Raw genomic sequence first — 19,281 nt, forward strand, 5'->3', positions numbered from 1 at the left:
CCGAGGAGTCGCGCGGCAAAAAGATCCGTACCGTCATAGGGTTTCCTGTCTGGTTTGGTCGAGGATTTCGGCAATGCGCTCAGGTGTGACGCGCACCCAAAGACGCTCGTCGACCGTCAGTGCCGGCGCCACGGCGCACTGCCCGAGACAGTAGACGGGCTCAAGCGACATCGAGCCGTCGGCAGTTTGTTCATGCATCTGGCAACCGAGGATGCGTTCCGCTTCGGAAAGCACGCGGTCGGCCCCCATGCTTTGGCAGGCTTCTGCACTGCAAATCCCCAGTCGATGTTGCGCGGGCGGCGTCGTCCGGAAGTCGTGATAGAAGCTGACGACGCCATGTACTTCCGCGCGCGAGCGATTGAAGGCACCGGCAATGATCGGAACGGCCTCGGGCGGTATCCAGCCGAGCGCTTCTTGGACCGAGTGCAAGGCCGGAACGAGGCCGCCAGGGACCGAAGATTTGTCAGCGGCGATGCGCGCAACAGTATCCGCGAAAGTGCAGGGGAGTCGGCTATCCATGTCGGTACCCGTCATCGATATATGCATGAAAAAGCATATTGAATCCAGTTGTTTATCTGATTGTTTGCAGGCTAACATGCTGAAATATCAGCTTCAATATGATTGAAATAGCATATGAAAATCGAAATACGGCCGGAATGGCTGCTGCGTCACGGCGACGGCACGACGATTTCGCTTCCATTGCTCCTACGGCTGCTGACGGAAATCCGCGACCAGGGGAGCATTGTCAGCGCGGCGCAGACCGCCGGACTGTCTTATCGTTACGCTTGGGGCTTGCTGAAAGAGTTCGATGAGCGGTTCGGGGCCGTCTTAGTGCAAAAGTCGCGCGGGCAGGGCACGCGGCTGGCGCCGCTTGCCGAGAAGCTGATCTGGGCCGACAAGCGAATTGAAGCGCGTCTCTCGCCATTCCTTGAAACCCTGGCTTCGGAACTGGAGCGCGAACTCGCGACCGTGCTTGCCGAGGAAAGCTCCGCACTCCGGCTCACGGCGTCGCACGGGTTCGCGGTCGATGCCCTCGTCAGGAAGTTCAGTGCGGGCGATATCGTGGTTGACCTGAAATACCGTGGAAGCACCGAAGCAGTTGCGGCACTCGCCCGTGGAGAATGCGACCTGGCAGGATTCCATCTGCCGGTCGGGGAATTCCGGCGAGCCGCCGCGCAGCAGTACCTCAAATGGCTTGATCCGAAGCGCCATGTACTTGTGCATCTTGCATACCGGACTCAGGGTCTGTTCGTTGAGAAAGGCAATCCGAAAGGAATCACATCGCTTCGCGATCTGGCGCGGACCGATATCCGCTTTGTGAATCGCCAGGTCGGCTCGGGCACGCGGGTACTTCTCGAACTACTGCTGGCGAAGGAAAAGATCAAGACTGCGCGGGTACCCGGTTATGACAGCGCAGAGTTCACGCACGCCGCTGTAGCGGCATTTGTTGCGAGCGGAATGGCAGATGTGGGATTCGGTGTCGAGACGGCCGCACGGCGCTTCAATCTCGACTTCCTTCCTGTCGTGCGCGAACAGTATTTTTTTGCGGCCGAGCGCAAGCAGCTGGACGACCCGCGGCTTTCCCTTGCGGTGAAACTGATGGCAAGCGATGAAATCCGTCACGCGATCGCGGCGTTGTCCGGCTACGACGGCGCGCTGTCGGGAACGGTGATGGAGTTGGACGATGCGGCCGCCGCAGGATAGGACCCCACTGGGGAAGGCCGATGAACGCACCGCTTATGCGTGGTACCATTTTTTCGACTGCGTTCGGCAACGCTTCACACCTCCCGGTGTGGCGAGCCTGACTACTTGAGCACGACATGAAACTGCCTCCCCTGAACGCCTTGCGCGTCTTTTACGTACTGGGCCAGACCACGAGCCTGCGCCGCGCCGCGGAAACGCTCTGCGTGACCCATACGGCCGTGGTACGCCAGATCAAGGAGCTGGAGGCATGGTTTGGGGTCAAGCTGGTATCGACAACGGTACGCGGCACCGAACTGACGGCGGAGGGGCGGCGCCTCTACACCTTCGTCGCTGAAAGCTTCAAGCTACTGGCGCAAGGAACCGAGGAGATCAAGCCTTCCCGCCAGACCAAGGAGCTGCGGATCTGGGCGATGCCCGGTTTTGCCACGTTCTGGATTCTTCCCCGGCTGGGATCCTTGCAGGAGGCCTTGCCAGGGGTGACGATTTCGCTTCTCCCGACCGAACAAACGCCCTCCTTCTTCGACAACGAAGTCGATGCCGTGGTGCGTTACGGCTGCCCCACTGCGCGCGATCTCTCGAACCACCTGATCCTGAGACCGCGCTTGATCGCGGTGGCGTCGCGGACGTGGGTGGAAAAGCATCCGGAAATACGCCAGCCCAAGGACCTGCTGTCCGTGCCCCTCATCCACGAGCGTTACCAGGAAGACTGGCAAAACTGGTTTGATGCGCTGGGCATCAAGAATTGCGGCCACTTGAACGGGCCACGCGTCGGCGTGTCGACCGCAGTGCTCGAGGCCGTGCACCGGGATCAGGGACCCGGTCTTTTTCCAGATGTCTTCAATGTGCAGAACATGCGCGGAGGCCTGCTGCAGGTGGTCCCCGATGCGCCGCGTATCGGCGGCTACTACTTCGTCACCAGAAGCGATCGCGAGAATGAGCCGCGCATCGTGCGGCTGCGGGAGTGGCTGACAGAAAATCTCAAGGACGCCTGAGTCCCCTCTGCATTTCCCCCGAAATCATCACCTCGATTGCCCCGGCCGCAACGGCCCGGGTGGTGACTTTTTCGTTCATCCAATCCGCTTGCTGGAAACATTTTCAGACCGCCCGGGTGAGAATTTTGTGCCTTACTGACAAGTCTTCCTGTTGCTAGCATGGTCTTGCTGCAACACGACTGACGAATGAACTTATTGCATTTTCAGAGTTGAGGACGACACGCTTTCGATTCATTCCTGCAGATGTCGTGATTGCTGCGAGGCTTCCGATAAACCAAATAATCCGTGCGCCCGGCGATTGCCGAAATGCGTATCGGAAAACAATGATTAAAGGTGAATCCATGCGAAAGCTTGCTTGCTTGCTCCCGTTATTGCTTACTTCCGGGGCAGCTTCAGCGCAATCCAGTGTGACAGTGTATGGCCTGCTCGATGTCGCCGTCAGCGTGACCGACGCCGGTGGCGCCGCACTCCGGCAAAAGGAAATGACTTCCGGGGTAGGGCTCGGGAGCAGAATCGGGTTTCGGGGTACCGAAGATCTCGGCGGGGGCCTGAAGGCGAATTTCGTTCTTGAAAACGGATTCAACCCCGACACCGGAACGATCGGCCAGGGCGGCGTGCTGTTTGGCCGCCAGGCATGGGTGGGCTTGGCAGCGTCCTCCCTAAGTGTTTCGTTGGGACGCCAGTACTCGCCCATGCTGCTGACCCTGGCAACCACGGATCCCGGCAGCCAGGGCTACTGGGGCAACAATCAGGGAACGGGCAACGCGCTGTATCAAAGTCCCGGCTCCGGTGCGGGATCAGGTGGACACCAGGCGACAGGGCGCATCAACAATTCGATTCTCCTTACCGGCACCTCCGGGGCGCTTTCCGGGCGATTGATGCTGGGGCTGGGCGACGAAAACCCATCCGGGTCGGGCCGTCTCGTCGGCGCCAGCGGCAACTACACTTCGGGCCCGGTCCTGCTGACCGCCGCCGTCACTCGTTTCCGCCAGTACGCATCCACCATCGTCGCCGGTGCCGAGCCGGACTGGCAAACGGAATACGCGGTCGCCGGCACCTACAACTTCAACGTGGCGAAGTTGTTTGCGGGTTACTACAACTATCAACCGTCGGGTGCGAACCTCGTTCCCGCGGCAACCACCGCCACCGGCCTTGCCCTCGATCCGCGCTTCATCGAGAACAAAACCTTCTGGATCGGTGCGCGCATTCCGCTGGCGGGCGGCACCGTCATCGCCAACGCCATGCGAACCACCTTTGAATACGCCGCGCTGCCGGACGGCAAAAGCACGACCCTCGGCCTGGCCTACGAATACCCGCTCTCCAAACGGACACTCGTCTACGCTAGCTACGGCCAGGTGATGAACAACGCGACAGGACGGGTAAGTCTGCTGGCCGCCATTCCTGCCGTCTTCCCTTCGGCCGCGGGCGCCGATCCGAAGGCGCTTTCCGCCGGCATCCGTCATACCTTCTAAAGGCATGACGGGCGCGTTCCATCCAACGCTTCTTCGTCAGGTATTAACATGAATTCAATCGAATCGATTGCCGCCATCGGCGCGGCATCGTCCACGCTGCACGGATTCGCGGACCTTCGTGCGCTCCAGCAAAGCGCCGGCCTGAAGCTCATCAAGGCCGGCCGCGGCGTCTGGGTCCATGACGAGGCCGGCCGCCCGCTTCTTGAAGCTGCTTCCGGTATGTGGTGCGCGAGCCTCGGATTCGGCGATCCCGAACTGGTCGAGGCAGCCATAGAGCAGTTCAAAACCCTTCCTTACTACCATACCCTGGGTGGGAAATCGGTGGTTCCGTCCGAAGTGCTGTCGGAGCGGCTGCTTGCCAAGTCGCCGATCGGCAAAGGCAAGGTTTACTTTGCTTGCACCGGGTCCGAGGGCAATGATTTCCTCGTCAAGTTCGTGCGCTTTGCAAACAACGCCGCCGGGCTGCCGAAGAAAAAGAAGTTCATCTCGCGCACCAACGGTTACCACGGCGCCACGCTGGCGGCATCGAGCCTGACTGGCATCGCCGGCAACCACAAGGGATTCGATCTGCCCCTCCCCGGCTTCCTGCATACCGCGGACCCGCACTACTACCGCAATGCACTGCCGGGCGAGTCGGAAGACGACTTTTGCCAGCGGATGGTGCGCGAACTCCGCACCTTGGTTGAGTCCGAGGGACCGGAAACGATCGCCGGCTTCCTTGCGGAACCGGTCGGGGGGGCAGGGGGGGTGGTCATCCCGCCTGCCGGCTACTACACCCGCGTCCAGGAGCTGCTGCAAGGTTTCGGCATCCCATTCTTCTCCGATGAAGTCATTACGGGCGTCGGGCGGCTGGGGGACTGGTTCGGCAGTGACACGATGGGCATCAAACCGCGCGCCATCGTGATGGGCAAAGGCCTGACCAGCGCCTATTTTCCCCTCTCCGCCGTCATCCTCGAGCAAGAGCTGGTCGACCGGATCACGGAAGGAAGCGACAGGAACGGCCACTATTTTGCCCATGGAGCCACTTACGCCGGGCATCCCGTCGGTTGTGCAATCGCGCTTGCCGTGCTCGATATCATCGAACGACGTAATATTCTTGACCATGTAAAGCGCATGGCCGAAGTATTCAAGCGGCGATTGCTGGCGCTGCAGGAGCATCCCCTCGTGGGCCACGCCCGCTGCGTCGGGCTGGTCGGCGCCGTCGAACTGCGGCCGCTGCCGGGCGCCGCGGGCGATCCCGGGGGCGAGCTGGTGAAGAAGGTACATGCGATTGCGGAAAACAGATATGGTCTGATCTTCCGGAAGCTTGCGAATAACGTGTGTGCTTTTTCGCCTCCCCTCGTTATCACCGAGGAGGAGATCAACGAGCTCTTCGACCGTTTCATAGCAGCCCTTGATAGTGCAATGGTCTCTTGAACCCAAGCGAGCGGCCGCGCATTCCATAAATTGCGGCCGGTCTGCCCAATTCACCCTTTAGGAGTGATGATGAATACAGGATTTTCTGCCGGTGTGTCCCAGGATCTGGTACGCAAGATTTCGTGGAGGATTACCCCCGTCCTGATGCTCATGTATTTCATGTGCATCATCGACCGGGTCAATCTAGGATATGCCTCTCTCACAATGAACAAGGAGCTCGGCCTGACGGCGGCCCAGTACGGATTTGCCGCGGGTCTGCTGTACATGGCATACATCCTGTGCGAGGTTCCGAGCAATATTCTCCTCCACCGCACCTCGCCGCGCATCTGGTTTACCCGGATCATGATTACCTGGGGCCTGTGTTCCGCTGCCACCGGCCTGATCCAGAACGAAACTCACCTTTACACCGCCCGGCTTCTCCTCGGTGCGGCCGAAGCGGGTCTTTTCCCCGGGGTCCTGTATTACCTGACCCGGTGGCTTCCGCGCGAGGAACGCGTTTCCGTCGTCGCCATGTTTATGATGGCAGCGCCGATCGCCTTCGTCGTCGGCGCACCGGTTTCGGGCTACCTGATCGACCACGCGTCAGTCTTCGGCTACTCCGGATGGCGCGCAATGCTGATCATCGAGGGCCTCATTCCCGTGGCACTCGGGCTGATCCTGCCTTTCATCCTGACCAATACGCCTGAAGAAGCAAAATGGCTGACCGCGACAGAAAAGAGCGCGATTCGTAGCGCGCTGGCGGAAGAAGAAAAGTCGGCAATTGCCAACGACCACGGATTCCTCAAGGCCCTGGCGGACGGGAAGGTCTGGGCGCTGGGCTTCGTATTCTTCGGTATCAACGTCACGTTCTCCATCCTGTTCTGGTTCCTGCCGCAAATGGTCGCCGGATTCAAATCGACGATGGGTGGGAACCTGACAACCGGCCAGATCGGCATGATTTCCGCCTCGCCGTTCGCCACTGCTGCCATTGCGATGCTTGTCTACGGCTTCTGGCTCAAGGGGAAGGCCACGACTGTTGCACATGTGAGCGGGCCAATTGCGGTCGCTGCGCTGGGCACTGTCATTCCGGCAATGTCCGCGTCTCCTTACGTGATCATGGTCGGTCTGTGTATGGCGGCCGCCGGCGCTTTCTGTGCGATGGTTTCGTTCTGGCAGTTGCCTCCGATGATATTCAAGGGGCGGACGGCAGCAAGCGGTATCGCAATGGTTGCCGCGATCGGCGTGTCATCCAACGCCGTCATCCCCTGGATTAATGGGTACATCAAGGATATGACCGGCTCCCTCAACGGTGCGATGATGTTCAACGGCGGCGTCATCGTTCTCGCCCTGATCACCGCAATCATCATCAGCTTCAAACTGACGCGTCAAAGCCCCACTCCCAGTGCCGAGGCTTCCGGCATCCGTGGCACGGCCCGCAGCTAGTTTTTGTTCAATCAATCAGGCACAAACATGGTTCCTATCATCGGATACACAAACAGGTCATCGGCGCGCCCGGGGGAGCAGGTTGAAGTCAAGGTGAGTAGTGATTACGACGGTAGCTACGACGTCGACTTCGTCCAGATCCTGAGCGCCGATCCGAACCCTGCCAGCACCGGGGTCCGGTACCGTGAAATGGCAGCGCCGTTCAACGGCTCGTACCCGTCCCGGAAACAACAGGTCCGCACCGGCTCGTACGGCGTTGTCGACATTCCAGGCGGCACCGGGATCGGCAACGGATGGACCTTTTCGGTGCGCGTCCAGCCTTGGCTGCTGGACGAGAAGTATCAGACGGTCGCTGTGCTCGTCATGCAGCAATCGATCTCGATTTCGATCTCGGCGCGCGACACGGTGCTGGCGCTGCCATCCGGGCTTCAAGTGGCGCTCCCTCCGATGTTCAGGAAAAAGTGGTATGAGTTGCGTGTTGTGAGCGATGGAGCCAAGGTTTCTTTCCACCAGATCCCACTCCATCGGCGAGACGGGGGACCGGTCCACAAGACCGTGTTGGGAGGCCTGCAGCACGACCTTGCTTTGCAACGTGTCGTGCTTGCCGCAGAATGGGATGAGAGCTCCGGGCGGTACTCGAGATTCTTTAATGGCCGTCTGGAGGATCCCGCAATCCTGACCTCGACAATCGACACGCCTGAATTGCTTGACCTGGAGTGTGTCGCAAATCGGAGCGGCGATGTTGCACACTGGTGGGATTTTTCAGCCGACATCCCGGGGCAGACCTTGTCCGACCGCGGCATCCGCCGTGCGCCGGGCCAGGTCATCAACCTGCCCACGCGCGCCGTGTGCGGCTCGCGCTGGTCTGGCAGGGAAATGAACTGGACGCAAGCACCGCGCGATTACGCCGCCATCCATTTTCACGAGGATGACCTGTACGACTCCGGATGGGAAACCGACTTTGTGGCAACGATCCCCGAAAACCTCGCCAGCGGCGTTTACGGCTTCCGCTTGCGTTGCGGCCGGAGCGAGGACGTAATTCCGCTGTATGTGCTGCCGGGCAAGGCCGCGCCGAAGAAAGCAGTTGCGCTGCTTGTCCCGACCTTCACCTACCAGGTGTATGCCAATTTCGATCGCGCCAATTTCGATGACGCGTACCGCGCCCGTCGGGCAGAGTGGGGAGGGTATCCTCACCATCCCGCCGAGCACCGCGAGTACGGGTATTCGACCTACGACCGGCACCGGGACGGAAGCGGAGTGATTTACTCGAGCTCGCGCCGGCCTGTTCTCACGGACCGTCCCGGCTACATCTGCTATGTCGACCGGAAAGGATCGGGGATCCGTCACCTGTCGGCCGATATGCACATCGTCGAATGGATGCACGCATCCGGGATTGAATTCGATGTGATTACCGACCATGATCTCCATCACGAGGGCCGCGCGCTTCTTCAGGATTACCATTGCGTGCTCACCGGAACCCATCCCGAGTACCACACGGTGGAGACCCTGGACGCGCTCCAGGCCTACATCGACGATGGTGGGAAATTCGTCTACCTGGGCGGAAACGGCTTCTACTGGAAGCTCGGCATCAGCAACAGCGTGCCCGACGTCCTCGAAGTGCGGCGCGCCGAAGCGGGCACGCGTGCTTGGGCGTCCGATCCCGGGGAGTACTACCACGCGCTGGACGGTGCGTTCGGCGGCCTCTGGCGGCGCAACCGCCGCCCGCCGCAGGCACTTGTCGGCGTAGGGATGACCGCGCAAGGCTATTTCGAGGGGACCTATTACCGCCGGCTCCCGGAATCGTACCGGCCGGACATGGCATGGATGTTCGAAGGAATCCAGGACGAACTGCTTGGCGACTTCGGGCTTTCCGGCGGCGGGGCCGCCGGCTTCGAGCTCGACCGTGCCGACATCGAACTCGGCACGCCTGTGAATGCCGTCGTCGTTGCACGTTCCGAAAAACACCAGGCGCATTTTGGCGTTACGCCCGAAGAAGTCTTGTCGACGCTTCCGCACATCGGGGGCGGCGGCTCCGCCGACCTCATCCGTGCGGACATGACTTACTTCGAAACGCCTGGCGGAGGTGCTGTTTTCTCCGTCGGTTCGATCACGTTCTGCGGCAGCCTTTCACACAACAACTACGAGAACAACATCTCACAGCTGTTAAGGAACGTCGTCAGGCGGTTTGCGGTAGGCGCAGAAGTGCGAGGGGAACGATGAGACCTTCGATATGAGCCGGGGCATGCAAGCGACAAAAGAAGACATACGCGCATGGATCCTCAGCCGTTATAAAACCCGGGCTTCGCTGCCGACTATCGCGGATATCCAGCGCGCAGTGGGATGGACAACGCCGAGCGACGTTACCAGGCAATCGAATTCCGCATTTGGCATAAATCTCTCATTCCAGCGACATCCTAGGAGAATCTGATGTTCCAGTTTTCGTCGAGCCCCGTAGAGGGACATATGATGAGCGATCCGCTGCTCATTTCATCGATCATCCAATATGCAGACCGGTACCACCCGGACACGGAGATCGTGTCGCGGCGGGTCGAAGGGGACATGCATCGTTACACCTACCGCGACTGTCACAAGCGGGCGCGAAAGATGGCGAATGCGCTTGCAGCGCTCGGCATCCGTCCCGGCGAGCGGATCGGAACGCTGGCGTGGAACGGCTACCGGCATCTGGAGCTGTACTACGCAATATCGGGTTCCGGCTCGGTGATGCACACCATCAACCCGCGCCTGCATGCCGACCAGATCACCTACATCATCAACCATGCGGAAGACCAGTACCTCTTCTTTGACATCAGCTTTCTTTCCCTGGTGGAATCGGTCGCGCCGCAATGCAAGGGCGTCAAAGGCTTCGTGATGATGTGCGGCCGCGAGCGCATGCCAACGGCAACGGCGCTCCCCAATCTCCACTGCTACGAAGCACTGCTTGAACAGCACGACGACGACTACGCATGGCCGGTGTTGAACGAAACGGCCGCGTCGAGCCTATGCTACACATCAGGAACCACCGGGAACCCAAAGGGCGCGCTATATTCGCACCGGTCCACGCTGTTGCATTCATATGCCACGGTACAGCCAAACGCATTCGGCCTATCTTCGCGCGAGGTTGTGATGCCGGTGGTGCCCATGTTCCACGTCAACGCATGGGGACTCCCCTACTCGGCGCCGATGGCCGGTGCAAAACTGGTGTTGCCCGGTCCGTTAGTCGACGGGAATTCATTGTTCGAGCTGATCGAGGAGGAGGGCGTGACATTCTCCGCAGGTGTGCCAACAGTGTGGCTGGGGGTGCTTGACCATGCAGACAAGGCGGGCAAACACTTCACCGCGTTCAAGAGGATCGTTATTGGCGGATCGGCTTGCCCGCCGGCGCTGATGAAAGGCTATCGCGAGCGGTACGGTGTCGAAGTGATCCACGCGTGGGGCATGACGGAGATGTCGCCCGTCGGCGCGGTATGCAGCTTGCACCCGCGGCACGCAGCGTTGGGTACTGAAGAGCAGCAGCAACTGCGAGAAAAGCAGGGGCAGGCGGTATTTGGAATAAAAATGAAAGTCGCCGGCGACCTCGGCGAGGAACTGCCCTGGGATGGAAAGACACGCGGCAACCTGCTGGTAAAAGGGCCTTGGGTGATCGGCAGCTACTTCAAGGGCGAGGGGGGCGAGGCGCTGCAGAATGGATGGTTCCCGACCGGCGACGTGGTCACGATCGACAAGGATGGCTACATGCAGATCACAGATAGAAGCAAAGACGTGATCAAGTCGGGCGGTGAATGGATCGGCTCGATCGATCTGGAGAACATCGCAATGGCCCATCCCGCCGTCCATCAGGCGGCGTGTATCGGCGTCTATCACCCGAAATGGGACGAGAGGCCGCTCCTGGTTGTCGAGAAGAGGCCGGGTGCGGAGCTCGACAAGCAAAGCCTGCTTGGCTTTTACGAAGGGAAAGTCGCCCGATGGTGGCTGCCGGACGACGTGGTATTCGTTGATGCCTTGCCCATCGGAGCGACAGGAAAGGTATTGAAAAGCGAGATCCGCAAGCAGTTCAAGGACTTCAAGTTGTCGGCCGAGCCGACGCGGAACGGGTGACAGTCCCGGGGTTGACGATTAAAGCATGCAAGCACCAAACACAATCGAAGCATTGGATGCGTCCGCACTCACGCGGTTAAATGCGTATCTGTCCAAACATGTCCCTGACTTCGACGGCATACAGGAGTTGAGCAAGTTCGAGGGCGGGCAGTCGAACCCGACATACCGGCTAAGCACCGCGACACGGAATTACGTCCTGCGCACCAAGCCGGCGCCGGCTTCGGAGCTGCTGCCGTCGGCGCACGCGATTGACCGGGAGTACCGCGTGATCAGCGCGCTTGGACGGGCTGGGATTCCGGTTCCCGAGACTTTCGTGCACTGTGAAGACGAGGGAATTATCGGGCGCGAGTTCTACCTGATGGGTTTTGTGTCCGGCCGCATATTCTGGGACCAGGCATTGCCGCCACTGTCGGCGTCGGAGAGAGCGGCGATCTATGGCGAAATGAATCGTGTGATCGCCGCGCTTCACAGCGTCGATCCCGCCGATGCCGGCCTGGCAGATTTCGGGAAGCCGGGCAATTACTTCGGCCGGCAGATTTCGCGCTGGACGAAGCAATACCGGGCGTCCCAGACCCAGGTACAGCCGGCGATGGAACAGCTTATCGAATGGCTGCCCGGACATATTCCGGAAGGCGAGGAAACTTGCATTGTCCACGGCGACTTCCGACTGGATAACCTGGTGTTCCATCCCACGGAGCCGAGGGTGATCGCAATTCTCGACTGGGAGCTTGCCACCCTCGGTAATCCGCTTGCCGATTTCTCGTACCACTGCCTAGGCTACCGAATTGCGCCGCACCAGTTTCGCGGCATTGCAGGACTCGATCTGCCGGCGCTCGGTATTCCGTCCGAGCAGGCATACATTGCGATGTATTGCGATCGCACCGGCCGGAACCGGATCGACGACTGGGAATATTACATCGCGTACAACTTGTTCCGGCTTGCGGCCATCCTTCAAGGCATCACCAAGCGTGCCGAGGATGGAACCGCGACGGCCGCGGATGCGGCGCGGGTGGGCGCGCAGGCGCGCGAGCTCGCAGAATTGGGGTGGGCGGCCGCACTGCGGTGCAGGAAGCGCGGGTAAACAAGCCAAACGATTCAGTTCGCTGGCCGAACGCGGCGGGCGGACCATTCCTGCTGCTCGATCGCCTCTTCCAGCGTAGCTTCTGCCCCGCGTGTCACCCGGAATGAAGCAAGCCGTATTGCGACGGAGTCATGTCGAAGCGCCGGCGGAACACCCTCGCCAGATGCTCGTCCGATGTAAATCCGGCAGCCCGCGCGGAGGCCTTCACCGATGCTCCCGCTTCCAGCTTGTTGCGCGCTACCTGCAGGCGAAGTTCTTCGATAAACCGGGCCGGCGTAAACCCCGTTTCATCTCGGAAGTTGCGGTGGAAGTTGCGTACCGACTCGTTAGCCACTGCGCTCAAACGTTGCACGTCGAGCGGCTCGTTCAAATGCGTGCGCATCCAGTCGACTAGCTCGGCATAGCGGCCGACCTGCGAATCGAGAATGAGCGAAAACTGGGATTGGTTGCCCAGCCGCCGCGTCGATAGGATGAGGTGCTTGGCGATGCTCGCGGCCATCAGCCGGCCCAGGTCTTCTTCGATCATCGCCAGGCACATGTCGATCCCGGCGGTGACCCCGCCCGAGGTCCATACGCGCCCATCGCGGACGTAGAGCGCCTCCGGGTCCACGTCGACCGCCGGGAACCGGTTCGCCATATATCCCGCGGCCAACCAGTGGGTGGTCGCCCTGCAGCCGTCGAGCAGTCCCCATTCCGCAAGCGCAAGCGCACCCGAACAAACAGAGCCGTATCGCCTGGCTACCTTCGCGGCCTGCTGTGTCCATTTTTTCAGGGATGGATCGTGCACCAGCGCACGAAGACCTTCATCCGGGCCGCCCGCAAGAATCAGCGTGTCGAGCGACGACGGCTGTATGTCTTCAATCGATGCACTTGCTATTTCAAGTCCGCTCGATGTCCGGACCGGGCCGCCGCAGGCAGACAGCACAGCGATATTGAAGGGTGGTTCGGGGCTGAGGCGATTGGCAAGGGAAAAGACATCGATTGGACCGGCAAAGTCGAGAAGCTGCACGGAAGGGAATGTGACGAATGCGACCGTGCGCCGAGGGCCGGCCTTGCGCTGTTTTGTTGCGGGTCTGCTCATGCGCAAACTGTAGCAGAAATGCGCAGGTCTTTGTCATTGCTGCCAATCTGTAAGGGCACGATACTTTTGATCCAAGTTGTCGATCAGGTGGCAACGCAACCAGGAGGGGAATATGAAACCGTTGAAGATCGGAGTGCTGCTGTTTCCGCATGTGACAGCGCTGGATTTGGTCGGGCCTGTACAGGTCTTTGCCGCCGCCACCGGCGCCGAGGTCTACCTCGTATGGAAGGACCTTGCGCCGGTGCCGGTCGATTCCGGCTATTGCATCGTGCCGACCGCCACGCTGGAGACCTGCCCGCAAGTTGATCTTCTGTGCGTCCCCGGCGGACCGGGGCAAGTCCCGCTCAGGGAAGATGCGGAATTGTGCCAGTGGCTGCGGCGCCAGGGAGACGCAGCAAGTTGGGTCACCAGTGTTTGCACCGGCTCCTTGCTGCTCGGCGCCGCAGGCTTGCTGAAGGGATACCGAGCTGCAAGTCACTGGAACTACAGGGAGCATTTGACGGCGTTCGGAGCGATTCCCGATACGGGCAGGGTGGTGCAGGACCGCAACCGCATTACCGGGGGAGGATGTACGGCCGGCATTGACTTCGCGCTACAGGTCGTGGCGCACATTTTCGGCGAGCAGGAAGCCAAGGAAATCCAGCTCTTCATCGAGTATGCACCGCAGCCTCCGTTCAACTCCGGTCGCCCGGAGGATGCCGATGAACTGACTGTCGATCGCGTTAAGAATCGGCTTGCCAATCTTAGAAAAGCCCTGGCGTGAATACGTCCGCGTCCTCGGGATAAAGCAAACGCCACAACGCATTGCGTACCTATAACAAGGAGACATGACAATGATGGATCGTCGCAACTTTCTGAGACTCTCTGCAGCCGCACCGCTCACCGCTGCTTTCGGCACGGTGCTTGCTCAATCCGATACGATCGAGCTCGTTTGCCCGGTGCCCTTGTCGGGGCCGTTTGCCGCAAACGGAAAGTTTTCGGAAATGGGCGTGCGCCTGGCCGTGGAGAACTACGGCAAGCTGCTCGGCAAGCGCGTGACCTACACCACGATGGACACGGAAGGAAAACCGGCAACCGCGGTGCGCAAGGTGCAGGAAGCGGCACAGCAGAAGGGCGCCCGATTCTTTGTCGGCGGCATCCTGTCGTCCGAGGCGCTTGCCATGAGCAAGGAAGTGGACAAGGTGCGCGGCGTGTACATGACCATCGCCGGCGCCGATGAAATCACGGGCAGCGATTGTAATCGCTCGACGTTCCGCTGGTCGGTGCCGACCTACGGGATCATCGATCAGACCGTGCGCCAGTTGGCGGAGAAGTTTCCGAACGCGAAGCGCTGGTACACGATCACACCTCAGTATGTCTTTGGCGAAGGCCTGCTGCATTGGTCAAAAGAAGTCTTCAAAGCGAAGGGGATCGAGCACGTGGGCAACAGTTCCCACTCGCTCGCCGAGAAGGAGTTCAGCGGTTATCTCACCAATGCGATGGCGGCTAAACCCGATGTATTGCTTCTGTTGAATTTTGCCTCGCAGTCGTCCGACACGCTGCGCCAGGCCGTGAGCTTCGGCATCAAGAAAAACATGATCATTGTTGTGGCACAGTCCGCAGGCCTGGAACAGTTCGAGTCGCTGGGTCCGGATATTTGCGACGGCGTGTATTTCGGTCTGCAGAACTGGCACGGCGTCGATACCCCGTTCAACAGGGAATTCGTCAGGCTGGCCAACGTCGCAACCAAGAGCGATACCAATTTCACTGTCACCAGCACCTATACCTGCGCCAAAGCCGTTCTAGACGCCATCAAGAAAGCCAATAGCACGGACCCCAGGGCTGTCATCGCGGCGATGGAAGGCATGCAGTATGAAGGGCCGACAGGCATCGAAGAGATCCGCCGGGGAGACCATCAGGTCATCAAGGATTTTTATCTGCTCAAGGGCAAGCCCAAGGCAGCGATGAAAAACAAGAGTGACTTCGGCGATATCGTCTCCTCTGGCAAATCCTTCCTGCCGGTGGAAAAGACCTTTTGCAAGATGGCCTAGCAGGGTACGACACCAACACATGGTCCTTGTGCAGCCGCTCCATGCGGTGACGGCGGTTTGCCGTCACCGCAGCGGCCGGCTGTCCTTCGCTTGCAGCGCCCGGCTTGAAAAGATGAACATCTACTTACTTCAGATAATCAACGGTATCGGCATCGGAATGCTTTACTTCATGATGGCCGTGGGGCTGAGCATCGTCTTCGGACTGCTCGGCTTCGTCAACTTTGCGCACGGTGCGTTCTTTTTGCTCGGCGCGTACGCCTGCTATCAGTTCGCATTGGCGGGCCTCGACTACTGGCTCACATTGGTGCTCGCCCCGGCCATGGTCGGCGGCTTTGCCTGGGTCATCGAGAAAGCCTTCCTGCATCGCATCTACAAACTGCCGCATGAATTCCATATCCTGCTGACGGTCGGCGTCGCACTGGTCTTGCAGGAGGCGGTGATCCTGCAATGGGGCATCGTGGGCCAGAACATCGCCGTGCCCGAGGCACTTGAAGGCGTGCTGATACTGGGGCAGTTCGTTTACCCGAAGTACCGGATCTTTGTCATTGCATTTACGGCCGTCATTGCACTGATGCTCTGGTGTTTGCTTGACAAAACGCGTCTCGGCTCCATTGTCCGCGCGGGGAGCGAATCCACTGAAATGGTGTCGCTTCTGGGAATTCACGTTACCCGGATTTTCAGTTATGTCTTTGCGCTCGGCGGCGCCACCGCCGGTCTGGCCGGAGTCCTGGCTGCGCCGCTTCGGGGCGTGGAGCCGTTCATGGGCGTCGAGGCACTTGGCATCGCGTTCGTCGTTGTTGTCATCGGCGGCATGGGGAGCTTTGCCGGCGCGCTGGCAAGCGGGCTCCTAGTCGGTGTCGTGCAAAGCTTGATGAGCACCCTGTGGCCGGAAGGCGCAAGGTTGATGATCTTTGTCGCGATGTCGGCGGTCATGCTGTTGCGCCCGAACGGGCTGTTTGGAAGAACCTAGGAATCCAATGAACGCAAGCTTTCTCTCTCAATATCGCCACCTGGCGATGGCGGTAGCCACGGTGCTCCTGCTGCCTCTCGTCCTGACTTCCGGTTCGCTCGCCACGGAAGTTCTCATCTTTGCGCTCGCGGCGATGGGATGCAATCTGCTGCTCGGCTATACCGGACTGATGTCATTCGGCCAAGGCATCTTCCTTGGACTCGGCAGCTATGCCGCAGGGATGGCCTTGCTGCATTTGCGCATCCCCCTGATCGCCGTTCTCCTGCTGGCGATGGTTGTGGGGGCAATTGCGGCCGCGCTGGTCGGCTGGTTTTCCATCCGCCAGCGCGGAACCTACTTTGTCATGTTGACCCTCGCATTCGCGCAGATGTTCTACTTTCTCGCTTACACGCTGCGCGACGTCACGGGCGGCGACAACGGCCTGCTCGACATAGCACGCCCTCCTCTGGTAATCCTCGGGCAAAGACTGCTGCCGACCGCAGGTCCCTGGGAATACTACACGCTGGTTGCCGTCGTATTTGTCGTCGTGTTCTGGATATTGCAGCGAATTGTCGATTCCATCCTTGGACGCACCCTGCTGGCGGTCCGCGACAATGAAGCGCGCGCCGCGGCAGCCGGATACGACGTGCGAACGCTCAAACTCATCGCCTTCATGATATCCGGCGCCATCACCGCTCTTGCCGGCGCACTTCACGCAATGCTGACCGGAATCGCTCCCCTTTCCAACATCGAATACGGGACGAGTGAGTCCATCCTCATCATGACGGTGATTGGCGGCACAGGAAAACTGTTTGCGTCGGTGCTCGGCGCAGGTTTCTATGTCCTCGTCGGGGACTGGCTTTCCACGCTTTGGCCGCGCTGGCTCTTGCTTCTCGGGATGCTGCTGATCGCCGTCAGCCTGCTCATGCAAAAAGGACTATGGGGTGTGGGAATGGGCTTGCTCCAGCTTGTTCGTCGACCGGGGAGGGCGGACGACGCCGCAACGCAAAGGAGTGCCGCGTATGACTGAGCCAATCCTCCAGGCACGGAATGTCGTCAAGCGGTACGGCCGGTTCACCGCGGTGAATGGCGTATCGATAGACGTGCTTCCGCACACGGTGCACTCGGTGATCGGGCCGAATGGCGCTGGCAAGACGACCCTGTTCCATGCGTTGACCGGCACCGTCCCCCTCACATCCGGCCAGATTCTTGTGGACAGCGTGGATATTTCAACGTTGCCCGGATTCAAACGCGTCCGCAAAGGTCTCGCGAGATCGTTTCAGGTGACCAGCCTGTTTCCGAACCTGACGGTACTCGAGAATCTGCGACTGGCGGCGCAGGGCGTGGATGCGGTTCAGGCACTCCATCCGTGGCGGCGCCCGGAGAGTTTCAAGGCCGCATGCGAGACCGCGACGTCTCTTGCCGAGCGCTTGAATCTCACGCTTGTTCGGTTCCGCCCGGCGGGGGAGTTGTCTCATGGCCAGCAGCGCAGGCTTGAGGTTGGCATGGCGCTCGCAGCCCGTCCCAAGGTGATTTTTCTGGACGAGCCCACGTCAGGAATGGGTGTAGATGACATTGGCGACATGAAGCAGTTGATCTTCAGCCTGCGCAGTGACTACACCGTTGTTTTGATCGAGCACAACATGGATATTGTCATGGACATCTCCGACACGATCACCGTGATGCAGCTTGGCCAGGTACTGGTCGAGGGCGCGCCTGACGCGGTGCGCTGCGATGAACGGGTGCGCTCGGCGTATCTCGGAAGCATGATCACCGGGGGGCTGCGATGATTCTCGAGCTACTCGATGTCCACGGCTATTACGGGAAAAGCCACATAGTCCAGGGCGTTTCCCTCCACATCAAAAAAGGCGAGGTGGTTACCCTGCTTGGGCGGAACGGCGCCGGCAAGACGACGACGCTCAATACCATCATGGGCGTCGTGGCGCCGCGCAGGGGAACGATCCGGTTCGATGGAAAAGAAATCGCCGGGTTGCCGCCTCATGCCATTGCCGAGAAAGGCCTGAGTCTCGTTCCCGAGCATCGCGGGATATTCCGCCTTCTGACGGTTGAAGAAAACCTCACCATGGCCGCGCGGCGCGATTCTCCATGGAGCCTGGAAGAGGTATACCGCATCTTCCCGCGCCTGCGCGAGCGGCGCCGGAATGGCGGCAGCCAGCTGTCGGGCGGCGAGCAGCAGATGCTTGCTATCGGCCGAGCATTGATGACCAATCCGAAAGTACTGATGCTCGACGAGCCGGTGGAAGGGCTCGCGCCGGTTATCGTGGACGAGATCGTTACCCAGATCGGAAAAATCAAGGAAAGCGGTATTCCCATCATTCTTGTCGAGCAGAATCTGGCGGTGTGTACGCAGCTGGCGGACCGGCACTACATCATCGAACAGGGTCGCGTGGTCTATACGGGAAGCAATGCCGAGTTTCTCGCCGACGACGGCGTCAAGGACCGCTACCTCGGCATCAATATCGCCGCATGACAAGAGCCAAAGGATTTTCGTGCAAGGAGGATGTATGACAGCGTATCTCCAGTACCCGCCGGAAGAATTGGAGCGGCAGTACAACGTGCGATTGGCACGCCCCGACTTCGAGAGCGTGGTTATTCCGGGCTGGACGGCGCGAAGCGCCCGGCTTCGCGCAGCGGCGAACGCAAGGATCGACATGGCGTATGGCGCGCAGCAGCGCGAACGGCTCGACGTTTTCTCTGCCGATGGCGCTGCGGCCGCTCCGGCGATTGTGTTTTTCCATGGAGGGTATTGGCAGCGGTTCGACAAATCCGTGTTCAGCTTTGTTGCGGAGCCCTTTGTCAGGCGCGGTGTGTCCATCGTCCTGCCGAACTACGACCTTTGTCCTGCCGTCCGGATCGGAAAAATCCCGGAGCAGGCTTGGCGAGCGGTAGCCTGGGTTTGGCGGAACACAAGCGAACTGGGCATCGATCGAAACAGGATTTTCGTGATGGGCCATTCCGCCGGCGGGCACATTACCGCCATGCTCATGGCAACCCGGTGGCCATCGGTCGCACCGGATT

At 60.1% G+C, this 19,281-nt stretch carries 17 protein-coding genes; 15 read left to right on the plus strand and 2 right to left on the minus strand.

Features of this window, described 5'->3' with window-relative positions:
* Nucleotides 1–33 precede the first annotated feature (33 nt).
* Nucleotides 34–534 carry a formate dehydrogenase subunit gamma gene (locus AYR66_RS13720; RefSeq protein WP_234814899.1) on the minus strand — a complete coding sequence of 167 codons (501 nt, stop codon included), beginning with the start codon at nucleotides 532–534 and terminating at the stop codon, nucleotides 34–36.
* Nucleotides 535–633: 99 nt separating this feature from the next.
* On the opposite strand from AYR66_RS13720, the gene AYR66_RS13725 reads away from it, so the two are divergent.
* From AYR66_RS13725 to AYR66_RS13760, 8 genes are all read left to right on the plus strand, one after another.
* On the plus strand, nucleotides 634–1,704 hold the full coding sequence (locus AYR66_RS13725; RefSeq protein WP_088707944.1) for a substrate-binding domain-containing protein: 1,071 nt from the start codon (nucleotides 634–636) through the stop codon (nucleotides 1,702–1,704).
* A gap of 116 nt (nucleotides 1,705–1,820) precedes the next feature.
* On the plus strand, nucleotides 1,821–2,696 hold the full coding sequence (locus AYR66_RS13730) for a LysR substrate-binding domain-containing protein (RefSeq protein ID WP_088707945.1): 876 nt from the start codon (nucleotides 1,821–1,823) through the stop codon (nucleotides 2,694–2,696).
* A 323-nt stretch (nucleotides 2,697–3,019) separates the two neighbouring features.
* Entirely contained in the window at nucleotides 3,020–4,168 is a 1,149-nt protein-coding gene (locus AYR66_RS13735; RefSeq protein ID WP_088707946.1) for a porin, read from the plus strand.
* 48 nt (nucleotides 4,169–4,216) lie between these two features.
* Nucleotides 4,217–5,584, plus strand: coding sequence for an aminotransferase class III-fold pyridoxal phosphate-dependent enzyme (locus AYR66_RS13740; protein ID WP_088707947.1), 1,368 nt, complete (start codon nucleotides 4,217–4,219; stop codon nucleotides 5,582–5,584).
* A 66-nt stretch (nucleotides 5,585–5,650) separates the two neighbouring features.
* Nucleotides 5,651–7,006, plus strand: a complete 1,356-nt coding sequence (locus AYR66_RS13745; protein ID WP_088707948.1) for an MFS transporter — start codon at nucleotides 5,651–5,653, stop codon at nucleotides 7,004–7,006.
* A gap of 27 nt (nucleotides 7,007–7,033) precedes the next feature.
* Nucleotides 7,034–9,226, plus strand: coding sequence for a N,N-dimethylformamidase beta subunit family domain-containing protein (locus AYR66_RS13750; protein ID WP_088707949.1), 2,193 nt, complete (start codon nucleotides 7,034–7,036; stop codon nucleotides 9,224–9,226).
* A gap of 207 nt (nucleotides 9,227–9,433) precedes the next feature.
* On the plus strand, nucleotides 9,434–11,101 hold the full coding sequence (locus AYR66_RS13755; RefSeq protein WP_088707950.1) for a 3-(methylthio)propionyl-CoA ligase: 1,668 nt from the start codon (nucleotides 9,434–9,436) through the stop codon (nucleotides 11,099–11,101).
* A gap of 25 nt (nucleotides 11,102–11,126) precedes the next feature.
* A complete protein-coding gene (locus AYR66_RS13760; RefSeq protein ID WP_088707951.1) occupies nucleotides 11,127–12,182 on the plus strand; it encodes a phosphotransferase family protein in 1,056 nt (351 codons plus the stop codon).
* A 94-nt stretch (nucleotides 12,183–12,276) separates the two neighbouring features.
* Here the strand turns inward: AYR66_RS13760 and AYR66_RS13765 are convergent, their stop codons facing one another.
* Nucleotides 12,277–13,263, minus strand: coding sequence for a GlxA family transcriptional regulator (locus AYR66_RS13765; RefSeq protein WP_088707952.1), 987 nt, complete (start codon nucleotides 13,261–13,263; stop codon nucleotides 12,277–12,279).
* A gap of 112 nt (nucleotides 13,264–13,375) precedes the next feature.
* Between AYR66_RS13765 and AYR66_RS13770 the strand changes: the two genes are divergently transcribed.
* The 7 genes from AYR66_RS13770 to AYR66_RS13800 form a co-directional block, all read left to right on the plus strand.
* The gene (locus AYR66_RS13770; RefSeq protein WP_088707953.1) at nucleotides 13,376–14,026 is read left to right on the plus strand and encodes a DJ-1/PfpI family protein; all 651 of its coding nucleotides are present in this window, start codon (nucleotides 13,376–13,378) and stop codon (nucleotides 14,024–14,026) included.
* Between the two features lie 73 nt (nucleotides 14,027–14,099).
* Nucleotides 14,100–15,293 (plus strand): ABC transporter substrate-binding protein, encoded by a 1,194-nt coding sequence (locus AYR66_RS13775; RefSeq protein WP_088709807.1) that lies wholly within the window; start codon nucleotides 14,100–14,102, stop codon nucleotides 15,291–15,293.
* 112 nt (nucleotides 15,294–15,405) lie between these two features.
* Nucleotides 15,406–16,263: a branched-chain amino acid ABC transporter permease gene (locus AYR66_RS13780; protein WP_088709808.1), complete on the plus strand. Its 858-nt coding sequence runs from the start codon at nucleotides 15,406–15,408 to the stop codon at nucleotides 16,261–16,263.
* A 7-nt stretch (nucleotides 16,264–16,270) separates the two neighbouring features.
* On the plus strand, nucleotides 16,271–17,272 hold the full coding sequence (locus tag AYR66_RS13785) for a branched-chain amino acid ABC transporter permease (RefSeq protein WP_088707954.1): 1,002 nt from the start codon (nucleotides 16,271–16,273) through the stop codon (nucleotides 17,270–17,272).
* Entirely contained in the window at nucleotides 17,265–18,032 is a 768-nt protein-coding gene (locus AYR66_RS13790; RefSeq protein ID WP_088707955.1) for an ABC transporter ATP-binding protein, read from the plus strand. The genes AYR66_RS13785 and AYR66_RS13790 overlap by 8 nt, the downstream gene beginning before the upstream one ends.
* Nucleotides 18,029–18,733, plus strand: coding sequence for an ABC transporter ATP-binding protein (locus AYR66_RS13795; RefSeq protein WP_088707956.1), 705 nt, complete (start codon nucleotides 18,029–18,031; stop codon nucleotides 18,731–18,733). The genes AYR66_RS13790 and AYR66_RS13795 overlap by 4 nt, the downstream gene beginning before the upstream one ends.
* 34 nt (nucleotides 18,734–18,767) lie before the next feature.
* On the plus strand, nucleotides 18,768–19,281 hold a 514-nt coding region (locus AYR66_RS13800), incomplete at its 3' end, for an alpha/beta hydrolase (RefSeq protein ID WP_206047170.1).

This window comes from Noviherbaspirillum denitrificans (assembly GCF_002211445.1).
In the GTDB taxonomy this organism is placed as follows: Bacteria; Pseudomonadota; Gammaproteobacteria; order Burkholderiales; family Burkholderiaceae_D; genus Noviherbaspirillum; species Noviherbaspirillum denitrificans.

Excerpts from the sequence above, each read along its gene's own strand:
- AYR66_RS13725 (WP_088707944.1), top strand. The coding sequence starts at position 634 with ATGAAAATCGAAATACGGCCGGAATGGCTGCTGCGTCACGGCGACGGC.
- AYR66_RS13790 (WP_088707955.1), top strand. The coding sequence starts at position 17,265 with ATGACTGAGCCAATCCTCCAGGCACGGAATGTCGTCAAGCGGTACGGC.
- AYR66_RS13775 (WP_088709807.1), top strand. The coding sequence starts at position 14,100 with ATGGATCGTCGCAACTTTCTGAGACTCTCTGCAGCCGCACCGCTCACC.
- AYR66_RS13785 (WP_088707954.1), top strand. The coding sequence starts at position 16,271 with ATGAACGCAAGCTTTCTCTCTCAATATCGCCACCTGGCGATGGCGGTA.
- AYR66_RS13735 (WP_088707946.1), top strand. The coding sequence starts at position 3,020 with ATGATTAAAGGTGAATCCATGCGAAAGCTTGCTTGCTTGCTCCCGTTA.
- AYR66_RS13765 (WP_088707952.1), bottom strand. The coding sequence starts at position 13,263 with ATGAGCAGACCCGCAACAAAACAGCGCAAGGCCGGCCCTCGGCGCACG.
- AYR66_RS13770 (WP_088707953.1), top strand. The coding sequence starts at position 13,376 with ATGAAACCGTTGAAGATCGGAGTGCTGCTGTTTCCGCATGTGACAGCG.
- AYR66_RS13740 (WP_088707947.1), top strand. The coding sequence starts at position 4,217 with ATGAATTCAATCGAATCGATTGCCGCCATCGGCGCGGCATCGTCCACG.
- AYR66_RS13755 (WP_088707950.1), top strand. The coding sequence starts at position 9,434 with ATGTTCCAGTTTTCGTCGAGCCCCGTAGAGGGACATATGATGAGCGAT.
- AYR66_RS13760 (WP_088707951.1), top strand. The coding sequence starts at position 11,127 with ATGCAAGCACCAAACACAATCGAAGCATTGGATGCGTCCGCACTCACG.
- AYR66_RS13730 (WP_088707945.1), top strand. The coding sequence starts at position 1,821 with ATGAAACTGCCTCCCCTGAACGCCTTGCGCGTCTTTTACGTACTGGGC.
- AYR66_RS13750 (WP_088707949.1), top strand. The coding sequence starts at position 7,034 with ATGGTTCCTATCATCGGATACACAAACAGGTCATCGGCGCGCCCGGGG.
- AYR66_RS13720 (WP_234814899.1), bottom strand. The coding sequence starts at position 534 with ATGACGGGTACCGACATGGATAGCCGACTCCCCTGCACTTTCGCGGAT.
- AYR66_RS13780 (WP_088709808.1), top strand. The coding sequence starts at position 15,406 with ATGAACATCTACTTACTTCAGATAATCAACGGTATCGGCATCGGAATG.
- AYR66_RS13745 (WP_088707948.1), top strand. The coding sequence starts at position 5,651 with ATGATGAATACAGGATTTTCTGCCGGTGTGTCCCAGGATCTGGTACGC.
- AYR66_RS13795 (WP_088707956.1), top strand. The coding sequence starts at position 18,029 with ATGATTCTCGAGCTACTCGATGTCCACGGCTATTACGGGAAAAGCCAC.